Source organism: Pseudomonas sp. NCIMB 10586 (genome assembly GCF_023127895.1).
Taxonomy (GTDB): Bacteria; Pseudomonadota; Gammaproteobacteria; order Pseudomonadales; family Pseudomonadaceae; genus Aquipseudomonas; species Aquipseudomonas synxantha_A.
The window spans coordinates 22629-36759 of sequence record NZ_SPKQ01000043.1; the positions used below are offsets into that span (position 1 = coordinate 22629).

13 protein-coding genes are annotated in these 14131 nt (G+C 58.4%); 10 read left to right on the top strand and 3 right to left on the bottom strand.

The window, feature by feature from the left end:
- The first annotated feature begins 19 nt into the window (after positions 1-19).
- Complete coding sequence (locus E4P01_RS19025) at positions 20-1213, top strand: MFS transporter (protein ID WP_032876744.1); 1194 nt, start codon at positions 20-22, stop codon at positions 1211-1213.
- Here E4P01_RS19025 and E4P01_RS19030 read toward each other — a convergent pair.
- Positions 1176-1448: a DUF1652 domain-containing protein gene (locus tag E4P01_RS19030; protein ID WP_005786957.1), complete on the bottom strand. Its 273-nt coding sequence runs from the start codon at positions 1446-1448 to the stop codon at positions 1176-1178. The two genes, E4P01_RS19025 and E4P01_RS19030, sit on opposite strands and share 38 nt — an antisense overlap.
- 103 nt (positions 1449-1551) lie before the next feature.
- On the bottom strand, positions 1552-3048 hold the full coding sequence (locus E4P01_RS19035; RefSeq protein WP_032876741.1) for a helix-turn-helix transcriptional regulator: 1497 nt from the start codon (positions 3046-3048) through the stop codon (positions 1552-1554).
- A 203-nt stretch (positions 3049-3251) separates the two neighbouring features.
- Here E4P01_RS19035 and E4P01_RS19040 point away from each other — a divergent pair, with 203 nt between their 5' ends.
- From E4P01_RS19040 to E4P01_RS19050, 3 genes are all read left to right on the top strand, one after another.
- A complete protein-coding gene (locus E4P01_RS19040; protein WP_019821429.1) occupies positions 3252-4220 on the top strand; it encodes a hypothetical protein in 969 nt (322 codons plus the stop codon).
- A gap of 78 nt (positions 4221-4298) precedes the next feature.
- Positions 4299-4919, top strand: coding sequence for a lipoprotein (locus E4P01_RS19045; RefSeq protein ID WP_032876738.1), 621 nt, complete (start codon positions 4299-4301; stop codon positions 4917-4919).
- A 358-nt stretch (positions 4920-5277) separates the two neighbouring features.
- Positions 5278-5622: an FKBP-type peptidyl-prolyl cis-trans isomerase gene (locus E4P01_RS19050; RefSeq protein ID WP_078820869.1), complete on the top strand. Its 345-nt coding sequence runs from the start codon at positions 5278-5280 to the stop codon at positions 5620-5622.
- Positions 5623-5639: 17 nt separating this feature from the next.
- Here the strand turns inward: E4P01_RS19050 and E4P01_RS19055 are convergent, their stop codons facing one another.
- Entirely contained in the window at positions 5640-6377 is a 738-nt protein-coding gene (locus E4P01_RS19055; protein WP_078820870.1) for a helix-turn-helix transcriptional regulator, read from the bottom strand.
- 74 nt (positions 6378-6451) lie between these two features.
- Here E4P01_RS19055 and E4P01_RS19060 point away from each other — a divergent pair, with 74 nt between their 5' ends.
- The 6 genes from E4P01_RS19060 to E4P01_RS19085 all read left to right on the top strand — a co-directional run bounded on the left by E4P01_RS19060 (position 6452) and on the right by E4P01_RS19085 (position 14053).
- The gene (locus E4P01_RS19060) at positions 6452-7612 is read left to right on the top strand and encodes a cytochrome P450 (RefSeq protein ID WP_216091036.1); all 1161 of its coding nucleotides are present in this window, start codon (positions 6452-6454) and stop codon (positions 7610-7612) included.
- The gene (locus E4P01_RS19065; protein WP_032876723.1) at positions 7609-7953 is read left to right on the top strand and encodes an antibiotic biosynthesis monooxygenase; all 345 of its coding nucleotides are present in this window, start codon (positions 7609-7611) and stop codon (positions 7951-7953) included. Before E4P01_RS19060 ends, E4P01_RS19065 begins: the two co-directional genes overlap by 4 nt.
- Before the next feature lie 508 nt (positions 7954-8461).
- Positions 8462-8632, top strand: coding sequence for a hypothetical protein (locus E4P01_RS19070; RefSeq protein ID WP_216092241.1), 171 nt, complete (start codon positions 8462-8464; stop codon positions 8630-8632).
- 165 nt (positions 8633-8797) lie between these two features.
- The gene (locus tag E4P01_RS19075) at positions 8798-9514 is read left to right on the top strand and encodes an MgtC/SapB family protein (protein ID WP_005786976.1); all 717 of its coding nucleotides are present in this window, start codon (positions 8798-8800) and stop codon (positions 9512-9514) included.
- Positions 9515-9804: 290 nt separating this feature from the next.
- Positions 9805-10431, top strand: coding sequence for a response regulator transcription factor (locus E4P01_RS19080; protein ID WP_032876719.1), 627 nt, complete (start codon positions 9805-9807; stop codon positions 10429-10431).
- A 49-nt stretch (positions 10432-10480) separates the two neighbouring features.
- A complete protein-coding gene (locus E4P01_RS19085; protein WP_248130110.1) occupies positions 10481-14053 on the top strand; it encodes a transporter substrate-binding domain-containing protein in 3573 nt (1190 codons plus the stop codon).
- Positions 14054-14131: the final 78 nt, after the last annotated feature.

Consider the following 14131-nt stretch of genomic DNA (forward strand, 5'->3'; position numbering starts at 1 on the left):
TTCACAGGAAAGAAGCAGGATGCTTGCCACAATAAGAACCTACCCCCGCACGGTGAATCTGCTGCTGTGCGCCACCTTGCTGCTGACGTTGGCCAAGGCCATCACCTTTCCCTACCTGGTGATCTACCTCACCAGCCACTTCGCCCTGGACATTACCCAGGTTGGCCTGGTGATCGGCAGTTCGCTGATCGTCGGCTCGCTGCTCAGCGTGTACGGCGGCTTCCTGGTCGACCGCATCAACAGCTATCGGCTGTTGCTCGCATTGAGCCTGGTGTTTGTACTGGGGTTTATCGGCACGCTGTTGGCGCAGGATATCTGGGCGTTCTATGGCTGCCTGATCCTGATCAACCTGGCCTACGCGGTCATCGACATTGCGGTGAAAGCCGGCTTCGCCAGCCTGTTGCCCGAAGACGCACGCAGTGAAGTGTTTTCAATCAAATATACCCTCACCAATATCGGTTATGCCGTGGGGCCGGCCTTCGGGGCGATGGTGGCCAAGCTGGATATCAGCCTGCCGTTTATTCTGTCGGCGCTGTTGGGGCTCGGTTTTTTCCTGCTGTATTGGCGGTGGGGCGACCGCACCTTGGCCACTGTGGATGCCACGCAAAAACCGGTGCCGTTTCTGGCCGTCGCCCGTGTGCTGCTGCAAGATCGTCGCCTGGTGTGTTTCACCCTCGGCGGTTTGCTCAGTGCGGTGGTGTTCGGCCAGTTCACGGCCTACCTGTCTCAATACCTGGTAACCACCACCACCGCCGAATACACCTACACCGTGATCAGCGCAGTGCTGACCACCAACGCCGTGCTGGTGATTGCCTTGCAGTACCTGATTGGTCGGCGCATTTCGCATCGCTATCTCAGCCAATGGCTGATCGCGGGCTTGAGCATGTTCATGCTGGGGTTGATCGGTTTCGCGCTGTCCACCAGCGTGTTGTGGTGGGTATTGGCAATGGCGGTGTTTACCGTAGGGGAAATCATCGTGTTCCCGGCCGAGTACATGTTTATCGACCGAATCGCCCCGGACCACCTGCGGGGCATGTATTACGGGGCGCAGAACCTGTCCAATCTCGGTGCCGCGCTGGGGCCGGTGCTGTGTGGGCTGGTGCTGGCCAGCCTGCCGGCCCACTACATGTTCTATATGCTGGGGGCGTTTATCATTGGCGGCGGGGTGTTCTATTTCATGGGAGCGGCGATGAAGGCAAATCATCCAGCGTGAGCTTGCCGACGTTGTTGCTTTGCAGTTCGTAGCGCAACTCATCCACCATCTTCGCCACTTCCTGCGGGGTTTGCAGGCGGTTGGTGCTGATGCCGGTAACCACCAGGTCGACACGGCCGGTTTCTGCGTCGTAGACCTTGAGGGTCAAGGACGCATCCCGGCACAGGGTGAATTCGCACGTCAGCGGTGACAGGCCTTCTTCGATGCAGTTGCGCAGTTGAGAGAGGGTAAACATGCAGATTCCTTCAAGGCATAAATACGATCCCTTGAAGGTTATGGCGTGCACCCTCGCGCCATAAGGCGAATTCGCACTAGGTGCACTAGTGCATTTGCAAGGGTCAGGGTTTGTTTTTAAGGCGCAATTCACCGGCGAACAGCCCGCGTTCACGGGCCCACACGATGGCCGCGCTGCGGCTGTGCACCCCCAGCTTGGAATACACCGTGGCCACGTGGTTGCGTACGGTATTGGGCGCCAGTTTCAGGCGCGAGGCGATTTCCTTGTCTGCCAGGCCCTCGCAGATCAGGCCCAGCACATCACGCTCACGGGCGGTCAGGTCGGTGAATGAGACGTTCGGCAGGTTGGGGCTGTTGACGCTCTTGGCGTTGGCCAGTTTCTCGATCAGGGTCTGGCTGAACCAGGACGCGTCCTGCATGACTTCCTCGATGGCCGCCACCAGTTCCAGCTCCGAACGTTTGCGTTCGGTGATGTTCATCAGCACCATCAGGTAGCAGGGCACGTCCTGGATGATCACCGTGTCGGCGGACACCACGCAGTCGATCACCTCGTTGCCTTTCTTGCGCACCTTGAGGTCCTGGCCGTCCAGGTTGCCGGCTTTTTCCAGGGTGGCGAACAACTGCGCGCCGGCCTGGGGGCTGTCGATAAAGTTGATGTCTTCGATGGATTTGCCGATCAACTCCTCGCTGATGTAGCCGGTGATGGTCATGAAGGCTTCGTTGACATCCACCACCTGGCGGTTGTCGGCGCTGCACACCAGGGTCGGCACCGGCGTCAGGCGGAAGGATTTGGCGAAGCGCTCTTCACTCTGTCGCAAGGCAATTTCCGCTTTGCGTCGCGGCTCAAGGTCAGTGAAGGAAAACAACATGCAGTCTTCCTCGTTCATGTCCAACGGTTGGCCGGCGACGATCACCAGTTTGCTGCCACCTTCGGGCAATCTCAGTTCGGCCTGCATCTGCGGAATAGTTGCGCCTTCGCCCAGGCGCTGGATCGCCAGGTCCTTGCGCTCGGCCTGTTCCAGCACGTCCAGTTCATACACGGATTTGCCGATGACCTGGTCACGGTTGTAGCCGGTCATCTCCAGAAAACCCTGGTTGACCTTGATGTAGCGCAGGTCGCTGAGGCGGCAGATCACGGCGGGTGCGGGGTTGGCGTTGAAGGTTTTTTCAAAGCGTTGCTCGGCGCTCGCCCATTCGGTGGCGTCGCTGAGGATCAGCACCAGCAACTCCGGCTCACCCTGCGCGTCGGTCAGCACCAGGCTACGCAAGCGGTGCACCCAGTAGCGACTCTCGTCGGCGGCAGGGGTGACTTCCACCACCACATCGCTGAACTCTTCACCAGCGGCCACGCGGCTTAACGGGTAGCTGTCCAGCTGTAAAGGATGGTTATTGCGATAGCGCAAGGCGAAACGCTCGGCGTAGGCCTCGGTATTGGCGCCCAGGTCCTCGACGGCGCTGACCCCGTGCATGGTCAAGGCAGCGTCATTGGCCCAGAGGATGGTCTGGTCGACCTCGGCCAGAATCACACCGTCGGACAACCCGGAAATGATCTGCTGCAACTGGCGGCGATTGGTTTCTTTGGCGAGAACATCGTGGGTCATAACGTCTCCGAAGGGGCGAGGCTTGAGTGCATTCGAATACGACATCCCGGCTTCAGGATAGTGCAGAGAATTTGCCTTGGGAGGAGTGCGAATGCACCACACGGCCTGGTGCATATGAGCCAGGACTGAACGTATGTCGTTTCGCCACACTCACACTCAACAAGGCGCATTGCCTTGCTTCTAAATTTGAAAAGGACCTTTGTATGACCACTGTCTATGAAACCAATCGATCGCTATTTCGTGTGTCATGGAGCTCGGTATTGGCCGGTAGTGCAATCGCACTGGTGACCTACCTGGTGTTGAGTGTGTTGGGTACGGCTATCGGCGCCAGCGCCGTTGACCCGATGGAAGCAGGTAACCCGTTGAGCGGCTTCGGCACGGGTGCGGGTATCTGGTTGTTTGTCTCGACCTTGGTCGCCATTGCGTTGGGTGCGTTTGTGGCTGGACGCACGGCGCCGGATCGTGGCGGCCTGCACGGGGTGCTGACCTGGACCCTGACCACCTTGCTGACCACCTGGCTGTTGGCAGGCTTGGCTTCCAGCGTCGTCGGCACCGCCGGCAACGTCGTGGGTAAAGGCTTGTCTGCTGCCGGAAGTGGCATTGCGGCCGCAGCGCCGGGGATCGGCAACAGCATCAAGCAGCAGTTGAACGAGCAGGGGATCGAGCTGGACTGGAACAGCCTGCAAGGCCAACTCGATACCTTGCTCAAGCAAAGCGGCAAGGCGGAATTGGACCCGGCCAACGTTGAGCAAAAAGCCGACCAGGCGGCTGCCGATGGCAAACAATCGGCCACCGATGCAGCGACCAACCCTGCCCAGGCCGGTGACGAGCTCAAGCAGTGGTTCGAGCGCGTGAAAGCGTCCGGCGAGCCAGCCTTGAATGCAGCGGATAAAGAGGCCCTGGTCAACATCGTCGCGGCCCGTACCGGCAAGAGCAAAGAAGAAGCCACCCAGATTGTCGACAACTATGCCCAGGCTTATCAGCAAGCCATGCAGAAGGTCGATGAGCTGAAAAAACAGGCTGAACAAAAAGCCCGTGAAGCCGGTGAAGTGGCCGCCAAGCAATTGTCCCGCGCTGCATGGAGCACCTTGGCCATGCTGCTGTTGGGCGCGGCTTTGAGCTTCTTTATTGGTCGTATCGCGTTGACTACCCGTCGCGTGCCTTTGGCGTAAAACTGTCTGCGGCAAGGACGCCGTCTGTGGGAACGGGTAAAATGCTGGCCTTTTACCCGTATCCCGCAAAGGTGCCCCTTGAGCGCAGGCAAAGCCGTTGGACTGTTATTACTCACTTCTCTGTTGGCGGCGTGTGGCACCTCGCCGCCACGCACGCCCAATGACCTGTGCGGCATCTTTCGCGAAAAAGATGACTGGTACGACGCCGCCAAGGTCACGCAAAAGCGCTGGGGCGTGCCGATCCAGGTGCCGTTTGCGATCATGTATCAGGAGTCGGGCTTTCGCTACGACGCCAAGACCCCGCGTAAATACCTGTTGTGGATCATCCCCTGGGGCCGAGTGTCCACCGCTGCGGGCTACGCCCAAGCCAAGGATGAAGTGTGGAACGACTACCGCAAAGCCACCGGCCGCAGCGGCGCTGATCGCGAAGACTTCGACGACGCCATCGATTTTATCGGCTGGTACATGGACAAGACTTACACCATCAATGGCGTCTACAAATACGACGCCTATGGTCAATACCTGAACTACCACGAAGGTTGGGGCGGCTACCGCCAGCGCACCTACGCCAGCAAAGCCTGGTTGCTACCGGTGGCGAGCAAGGTGCAGGCGCGTTCGCAGATGTATGCGCGGCAATATGCCGGGTGCAAGGATGAGTTGGGGCGAGGCTTCTGGAGCCGGTTCTGGCATTGGTTGTAGAAACCGGGGCTGCACGCAAATCAATATGTGGGAGGGGGCTTGCTCCCGATAGCAGGGTGTCAGTCAATGATGCAGGGGCTGATGCGCCGCCATCGGGGGCAAGCCCCCTCCCACAGTAGATTGCGGTACGGCGCTGGTTCTGTGGCGAGGCTGTTGGCAGCCTGACAGCGGACGGCTATCTAATTGGCAGTGACCGACGAAGACTAGCCACGTGATTCGAACGGCGCAAGCGGTTGGGATTCTCTCGGAAGCGTCCTGCAAGTTAAAGGGAAATGTCATTGTTCCGACTGTTCCTACGCTTGCCAAACCCAGCCGAATCTGGGAAAACCCCAGCCTTTCACCCTTCAATGAGCCCCCCATGAGCAACGACGAACTGCAAGTCACTGACATCCGCCTGGGCACCGGCAAAACCGTGGTCAAGGGCGCGCTGATCACCACCCAATACACCGGCACCCTGGAAGATGGCACGGTGTTCGATTCGTCTTGGGAGCGGGGCAAACCGTTCCAGTGTGTTATCGGTACCGGTCGCGTGATCAAGGGTTGGGACCAGGGCTTGATGGGCATGCAGGTTGGCGGCCTGCGCACCTTGTACGTACCGGCGCACCTGGCCTATGGCGAACGCTCGATGGGCGTGCATATCAAGCCAAACAGCAACCTGCGTTTCGAGATTGAATTGCTGGAAGTGCTGACGCGGGATGATTGAAGAGATTGAATATGGCCTCATATGGAGGCGGCGCCTGATTTCTCCAGCTCCTTGCTTTCAACCGTGATCCCAAATCTGCCGTACAGCTCCTTTCGCCCCTTGGGCGTCAAGGCCAATGCTCGACTATCAAGGTCCTGGATCACCCATTTGCGGCTTATAACGGCTTGTAGAACAGCGGCCCCCAGTGCGCCGGCGAGGTGAGGGCGGCGCATGCTCCAATCCAGGCATGAGCAAGCGAAACGACGTCGCTGCGCCCTTACGGTTTCTATCTCGACACCGAGCCCCGTCATCGCTTTTTCGCCCTCCACGCTAAGCTGATAAGTACCGTCACCAGCGACCGGCATGCTCAACCAGCCGGCGTCGATGAAATAGTCGTGCAGTTGTACAGCCAGGGATCCTGCCATGTGGTCATAACAGGTCCGCGCCAACTGCAATCGACCGGGGGCCGTCGAAACGAACTGGGTCTGCGCGTTTCGGCTGATCACCATGAGAGCTTCAATAGCTTGGGCCACGTGCGCGTCTGCCAGGCTGAAGTAGCGGTGCCTGCCCTGCGTGTGCAGTTTTATCAAACCGTCCTCTTTGAGCCTTGCCAAGTGCGCGCTCGCCGTGGATGCACTGACATCGGCGATGACTGCCAATTCGGTGCTGGTACGGGCGTGACCGTCCATCAGCGAACAAAGCATTTTCGTCCTCGCGGGCTCCGCAATGGCGCCTGCGACACGGGAAATAGCAGTGTCATTGCTTTGGGAATCCATATTTCGTTCCTGAGCGAATTGTGGGGGGGACGATTGCTCGATAGTAGCCGTTCTTTGTGAAAAGGACTGCCAAAATGACGCCGTTTGAAGCCGCTACTCATGTCGATCCCTACGTTTATTACTCATGCCTCAGGCAGCAAAGGGAACTGTTGTTCGATGCAGATCTTGGTGTATGGATTGCCAGTGGCGCCGGCGTTGTCGAGGCCATTCTGGAACATCCCGACTGCCTTGTACGTCCACTGCACGAGCCGATTCCAACTGCCCTTGCGCAAGGCGCCGCAGGTCACGTTTTCGGTCGTTTGATGCGCATGAACGAGGGGACGCAACATCAGTGCCCGCGCAGGGTTATCGAGCCCATCCTGGCCTCGATGGGCACGCAAAACATCGCAGGCCTCGTGGCGCAGGTCGTCGAGACATTTGATATCTCGGGCGATAACCCGAATGAGTGGATGTTCACGTTGCCGGTTTCGGTCATTGCATCCTTGATAGGTTTCACATCCAGCCAGCTAAAGGAAGTCGTGCCGCTGACACGGGATTTTGTTGCCTGTCTGTCGCCGTTAAGTGACGAGGCTCAACTCGGTAAAGCCCATTGCGCGGCGGCACGGCTGAGCCAAATGTTCCAAACGCTGCTGAGTAACGATGATAAAGGTAGTGGTGTGTTGGGCCGTCTTTATAGCGATTACGACGCTTCAGCCTGGGAAGACGATGATGCATTGATCGCGAATCTGATCGGGCTATTGTCACAGACCTGCGAAGCCACCGCCGGGCTGATCGGCAACACCCTTATAGCGCTCCAACGTAAGCCTGAGCTGTTTGAAGGCATGCAAGCCACACCGACGCTTGTCGCTGGGTGGGTGGCAGAGGTCGCGCGCCACGATTCACCGGTACAAAACACTCGGCGGTTTGTTGCCAGGCGATGCAAGATTGGCGACAGCGTTTTAGAGGCGGGCGATACCATTTTATTATTGCTCGCTGCTGCCAACCGAGACCCCTGCGCCAACCCAGACCCCGACAGCTTCTTGCTCAAGCGGGCGCGACGACGAACCTTCAGCTTCGGCTCAGGCAGACATCAATGTCCAGGCCAACCCTTGGCATTGGCTATTGCCTCAGAAGTGATTTCGGCATTCTTGCATCGACAGCCCAACGCTTCTGCCCGTGATTATCGCTGGCGTTATTTGCCTTCCCTGAATGGCCGTATCCCACAGTTCTGGCGTGATGAGGAGACTCAACAATGATCGCTGTTATTTTTGAAGCCTGGCCGCACGAGGAGCACTACCAGCGTTATCTCGACCTCGCTGCCGAACTCAAGCCCCTGCTGGCTCAAATCGATGGTTTCATTTCAGTTGAGCGTTTCCAGAGCCTGAGTGAACCTGGAAAACTGCTGTCGCTATCATTCTGGCGTGACGAGGAAGCAATCCAGCAGTGGCGCAGCCTTGAGCTACATCGAGCAGCTCAATCAGCAGGCCGTCGGCAGGTTTTTGCTGACTACCACCTGCGTATTGCTCAGGTAGTGCGCGATTACAGTCTCGAAGATCGTGTCCAAGCGCCGGCCGATAGCAGGCAAGCTCATGAATGAAAGCACAGCACCTGGCCCATAGCTGGGGCGTATCTGCGAATTCAGTGTGTCAGGCAGTGAATGCGTAGCTGACACACCTCTTCGGGAGCAAGCCCCCTCCCACATTTGCTGGCAGATGGGGTTGAGAAAGGCATTCCTGAACCCATCCTGAAGAATTTTCGTGTTCTCCATGTGGGCACCTTCCTACGGTTTACTCGGCCACCATCGGGGCGTAAGCTTCGCGCGTTTTCATTAATAGCGGAGACCCTCAGTGGGTACTTGTTCGAGTGACAGTCGTCGGCCGGTTTCGGTAACCGGCATCTACTTGGCAAGGTAACGCGCATTTTCCAGATGCCGTTGTCTCGCCTCACAAAGCGAGAAGCGGTATCCCGGCAGTGGCCCGTCCTGGCGCCTGCCTGAATCCCTCTCATCGACGCTGACCAGCACCGGGGTAACGCCTGGATGCTACGGACGCGCCTGCCTTTTACGGCCGGCGGGCCATTTTCTCCGCCTGGAGATGCTTGAGACTGTGACTGACGCCAGTGTCAGCCGCGAAGTACCGCCCAGCCTGGCGCACTACTTCACATTGCAGGCGCTGGCGTCGCTGTACTTCGTATTTTTGCCCGCGATTTTGCTGGCGTACATGGCGCTGATCCAAGCGGTGAAGGGCTACTACATCCGCAAGTTTGGCTGGCAGTAATACGTTTTATGCAACACCGCAAAAACTGTGGGAGCCGGGCTTGCCCGCGATGACGGTGTATCAGTCGCCTGATTCATTGGCTGACGCGCCGCTATCGCAGGCAAGCCAGCTCCCACAGGGACCTGCGGTGCTTCCAATTTGCCGCTGTATTCATGGAGATTTTTTATGCAGGCAATCAACAACATCAACCTCAACTCCCTGATCGATACCGTGGTCAGCCTCAGCGCGGCGTTTATTCTGGGTGGTTTGATCGGCTTCGAGCGCCAGTACCGCCAGCGCACCGCGGGCTTGCGTACCAATGTGCTGGTGGCGGTGGGCGCGGCGATTTTTGTCGACATGGCCAACCGCCTCGGTGGTGCGGAAGGCGCTGTGCGTGTAGTCGCTTACGTGGTGTCGGGCATCGGCTTCCTGGGGGCCGGTGTGATCATGCGTGAAGAAGGCAACGTGCGCGGCCTCAATACGGCGGCCACCCTGTGGGCTTCGGCGGCGGTGGGCGCCTGTGCCGGTGCCGACCTGATCCTTGAGGCATTGCTGGGCACGCTGTTTGTGCTGGCGGCCAATACCTTGCTGCGACCGATCGTCAACAACATCAACCGTCAGCCACTGGACGTGGTATCGGCAGAGGTCACCAACATCCTTTACGTGATTGCGCGGCGCAGCCAGCAACAGGCAGTGATGGTCCTGTTGGAAGCCGAGTTGGCGCGCTGTAACTACCCGGCCAGCGATGTCGACGTGCGACCATTCGGCAGTGAAGAAGTGGAAATCGAGGCCACTCTGGCCGCAACGTCGGTCGATGGCGATGAGCTGGATGCACTGGTGACGCGCATCTCCACGTCAACCCTGGTGGTACAGGCCTTCTGGAGCCCGAGTACCACCGACTGATCCCTCTGGGCACGCCAGGATTGGCTAAGCTTGGTTGTGGAAAAATCCTACATATAGTCCGGAATATCCCTTCAATTGAAACATCTTGGCGTTGGTAAGGTTGGGCACTTGCGGCTGTTGGGTCGTTGTGGTCCGGCGTCCGTGGTTATGCTGAGTTAATTGAAGGGGCCAGACATCGCCTGGTTATCGCCATGAGGGTATGCAGTGCCGCTCGTCGGAACTGTCATTTCTCACAGGTATCCAGTCCCGGTGTTATGTGTAAGGGTATTTTGTCCACATAGGGAAGTTTTATGAGCAAAGCATTAATTGTGGATGACCATCCATTTATCTGCGCGACGGTCAAACACCTTCTGAAATCGGAAGGGTTTACTGAAATCTACCAAGCAGGTGATGGGGCAGATGCAATGCAGTTGGCCAGGGAGCAACGTCCCGAGCTGATCATTCTCGACCTTGCGCTGCCGAAACTGGGTGGGTTGGAGGTTATCAGCCGGGTCAAGGCACTGGCCCTGCCGTGCAAGATTCTGGTGCTCACCTCTTACATGGCGGTGTTCTTTTCTACCCGCTGTATGCGTGCCGGAGCGATGGGGTTCGTGGCCAAGACCGGGGAGTTGGACGAGTTGATCAAAGCCATCAGGGCGATCAGGTCGGGCTACAGCTGCTTCCCCAGTTTGCCGACCAGTTCGGTACGCCGTGATGACCTGCAGGAAACGGAACGACAAATGATCGAGTCATTGTCGGACCGTGAATTGACCGTATTGCAGATGCTGGCCCTGGGGCTGGGCAATAAGGAAGTGGCCGCGAAAATGCTGCTGAGCCACAAGACCATCAGCACCTACAAGACTCGACTCAAGGAGAAGTTACGTATGTCCTCGGTGGTGCATTTGTCCAAGTTTGCCCAGCGCAACCATCTGATCTGAGCTGCAAATGATCACCACCGCGTTGACCAGGTTCGTCGCGATCCTTTGGATGAGCCTATTACCCCTGATCGCGGTGGCCTTTGAAGAGCCCCAGGCTTTGCAACTGTTGGGGCACTCCCACCTCGAAATCCCCAAAGTAGAGATGACCGAGGCTGATTGGCGCTGGCTACGCGAGCGGCGCACATTGGTCATGGGGATTTCTGCCCCCGATTACGTGCCTTTTGACCTGACCAATAACAACGACGAACTCGAAGGTATCACGGCCGACTTTGCCGCGCTGATTGGCCAGGCCCTGCATATCTCCATCGAGGTTCGGCGTTACGAAACCCGTGATGATGTGGTCCAGGCCCTGAAGCAGGGTGACGTGGATTTTCTCGGTTCCGCCAATGGCTATGAGGCTGCCGACAAGCAATTGCAGTTGTCTCGTTCCTACGCCAACGATCAACCGACCCTGGTGACTCGCAGCGGTGACAGCCAAGCGTTGAGTGACGACCTGGCAGGCAAGCGGGTGGCAATGCTGTATCACTATATGCAGCCCGACGCTGTCCGGGCATTTTACCCCCGTGCACAGTTGGAGCTTTTTGCCTCGACCTTCGAGGCCATTGGCGCCGTGGCGTTTGGTCGCGCCGATGTATACCTGGGCGATGCCATCAGCAGCAATTACCTGATCAATCGCAACCACCTGAACAATGTACGCATGGCTGATTTTTCCACCCTGGAGGTCAACCCGTTTGCGTTTGCCGTCACCCGGGACAATACGCGGCTGCTGCAGATCATCAATGCGGCGCTGGAGGCCATTCCCGCCAGTGAGCACATGGAAATCCTGCGCCGCTGGAGCGGTGGCAACCTGGGCATCGTGGGCATCGACCGGCTGCACTTGAGTGCCAATGAACAACGCTGGGTGCAGAAAAATCCACGGGTCAGAGTCGCGGTGCTAAACGACTTTCTGCCATTGTCTTTTATCGGTGACAAGGGGCAATTCGAAGGGCTGAGTGCGGAGGTGTTGTCGCGCATCAGCTTGCGTACCGGTTTGAAGTTCGATGTGGTCCCGGGCAGTTCGTTGCCGCGCCAGGTCAATATTGTCAGTGCGGGCACGGCGGATATGCTGGCGGTGGTTACCCCCAGTACGGAACGTGCCGACAAAGTGCGCTTTACTCGGCCCTACCTGACCAGCCCGTTTGTGCTGGTGACCCGCGACAGCCCTGATAGCCCGCTCACGCTGGAGGATATGGTTGGCAAACGCCTGGCCATGGTGACCGGCAATGGCCTGCATGATGAGATAGCGCAAAACTTTCCAGGGGTTGCGTTTATCGACGTTGAAAACCCGCTGCAAGCCATGGCGCTGGTGGCCAATGGCGACGCCGAGGGCGCCGTGAACTCGCTGATCAGTGCGCGCTATCTGATCACCCGGCATTACCGAGACCGCTTGCGTATCACCAGTACGGTCGGCACTGAACCGGCGCGCGTGACCTTCGGGGTCAACCGCAGTCAGTTGGAGCTGTATTCGATCCTGGACAAGGCACTGCTGAGCATCACACCGCAGGAAATGGATGAATTGATTGGCCAATGGCGCAGCGAAGTCATCATCGAGGACAGCTACTGGCTGCGTTATCGCAACGTGATCATTCAGGGCTTCGGGTTGGCCGCACTGTTGTTGGTGGTCACGCTGGGTTGGATCATCTACTTGCGCAGCCTGATTCGTAAGCGCGTGCAGGCCGAGCGGGCGCTCAGCGATCAGATGCGGTTCATGAGCGTATTGATCGACGGCACCCCGCATCCGATTTATGTACGCGACCGCCAGGGTCGGTTGATGGCCTGTAACAATGCGTACCTCGATGTGTTTGGTTACAAGCTTGAAGACGTGATCGGCAAGACGGTGATGGAAACCGACGTCAACAATCCTCCACAGGCCCAGTCGTTTCATGAGGATTACCTGCGCTTGATGGCCGCCGGCGAGCCGCAGATTCATGACCGGATACTCAAGGTACCCAACGGCGACGTGCTGACCATTTACCAATGGATGCTGCCGTATCGCGACGGCGACGAGAAGGTGGTGGGCATGATTGCCGGTTGGGTGGACGTCAGCGAGCGTCATCGCTTGCTGGGCCAATTGCAGGAAGCCAAGGACGATGCCGACGCCGCTAACCGCGCCAAGACTACCTTCCTGGCGACCATGAGCCACGAAATCCGCACGCCAATGAACGCCGTGATCGGCATGATCGAGTTGGCCTTGAAAAATGCCGAACAGGGGCGGGCCGACCGGGATGCCTTGGAAGTGGCATCCGTGGCATCGCGCGGCATGCTGGAGTTGATTGGCGACATTCTCGATATCGCGCGGATCGAGTCCGGGCATTTGTCGCTGACCCTGGAGCCGGCCAATCTGCGTGAGCTGTTGGCATCGGTGGCGCGCGTGTTCGAGGGATTGGCGCGAGCCAAGGGGGTGGCGCTGCAAGTCCAGCTGGAGTCCTTGGTTGAGCGGACGGTGCTGGTCGACCCGCTACGCTTCAAACAGGTGGTGTCGAACCTGTTGAGCAATGCCATCAAGTTTACCGCCAGCGGCCAGGTAAGCCTCGGGGCGCGGGCGCTAGTCGAGGGCGACCGGTTGAATGTGCAGCTATGGGTGCAAGACACCGGCATTGGGATCAGCGTCAAAGATCAGCAGCGATTGTTCAGCCTGTTTATCCAGGGCAGCAATAACCAGCAGTCGGCCCGCAGCGGTTCTGGCCTGGGGTTGGTGATCAGCCGCAGCTTGTGCGAAATGATGGGCGGCCAGTTGCACTTGAGCAGCGTGTTGGGGCAGGGCACCCGGGTGGATGTGACACTGGCGCTGGCCCTGACGGACAGCTTGCCGACCCATGCCGCACACACTGCTGATGCCGTGCCAGAGGGCCGCGCACTGCGCATCCTGGTGGTGGATGATTACCCGGCCAACCGCTTGCTGCTGGCGCGCCAGTTGACCTTCCTGGGCCACCAGATCACTACGGCCGAAGATGGCGTCCAAGGGTTTGAGCAGTGGCGGGCGGGACAATTCGACGGTGTGATCACCGATTGCAATATGCCGTTCAAGAATGGCTACCAGTTGGCGCGCGAGATTCGTGCGCAAGAACGTGAACGGGGTCAGGCACCTTGCCTGCTGTTGGGGTTCACCGCCAACGCCCAGCCGGAGGAAACCGAGCGCTGTCGGCAAGCCGGCATGGACGGCTGCCTGTTCAAACCCACCGGGCTGGACGACTTGCGCTCGGCATTGGCTTCGCGTTCAGCCGAGTTGGGCCCGCCACAAATGCAGGCGTTTGACTTGAGCACCCTGGTCGCATTGACGGGGGATGATCGCCCCGCGCTTATCGAGTTGCTGGTGCCGTTGCTCGACAGCCTGGAAACGGACCGTGCCTTGCTCTCACAGCTGTCAAGCCAGGCCGACTTTGCCAAGCTGCACGACCTGGCCCATCGCGCCAAGGGTGGCGCACGGATGGTAAAGGCGCAGGGGTTGGTCGCGTGTTGTGAAACATTGGAGGCGGTGTGTGAACAGCGGGACCGCCTGGCATTGGGCCCTGCGGTTGATGGCGTCAGTGAAGCGATTGGTATTTTGCAGCAAGGCTTGAACGCGTATTGCAATCGGCCTTGACCGCGGTTGATCACCATTCAGGCGATTTGGGAAAACTCTTACGTAAACGGGGAAAATGCCTGATTTTGTCGTCGGCAT

Coding starts and splice junctions, on each gene's coding strand:
- E4P01_RS19025 (WP_032876744.1), top strand. CDS start 20: ATGCTTGCCACAATAAGAACCTACCCCCGCACGGTGAATCTGCTGCTG.
- E4P01_RS19030 (WP_005786957.1), bottom strand. CDS start 1,448: ATGTTTACCCTCTCTCAACTGCGCAACTGCATCGAAGAAGGCCTGTCA.
- E4P01_RS19035 (WP_032876741.1), bottom strand. CDS start 3,048: ATGACCCACGATGTTCTCGCCAAAGAAACCAATCGCCGCCAGTTGCAG.
- E4P01_RS19040 (WP_019821429.1), top strand. CDS start 3,252: ATGACCACTGTCTATGAAACCAATCGATCGCTATTTCGTGTGTCATGG.
- E4P01_RS19050 (WP_078820869.1), top strand. CDS start 5,278: ATGAGCAACGACGAACTGCAAGTCACTGACATCCGCCTGGGCACCGGC.
- E4P01_RS19055 (WP_078820870.1), bottom strand. CDS start 6,377: ATGGATTCCCAAAGCAATGACACTGCTATTTCCCGTGTCGCAGGCGCC.
- E4P01_RS19060 (WP_216091036.1), top strand. CDS start 6,452: ATGACGCCGTTTGAAGCCGCTACTCATGTCGATCCCTACGTTTATTAC.
- E4P01_RS19065 (WP_032876723.1), top strand. CDS start 7,609: ATGATCGCTGTTATTTTTGAAGCCTGGCCGCACGAGGAGCACTACCAG.
- E4P01_RS19075 (WP_005786976.1), top strand. CDS start 8,798: ATGCAGGCAATCAACAACATCAACCTCAACTCCCTGATCGATACCGTG.
- E4P01_RS19080 (WP_032876719.1), top strand. CDS start 9,805: ATGAGCAAAGCATTAATTGTGGATGACCATCCATTTATCTGCGCGACG.
- E4P01_RS19085 (WP_248130110.1), top strand. CDS start 10,481: ATGAGCCTATTACCCCTGATCGCGGTGGCCTTTGAAGAGCCCCAGGCT.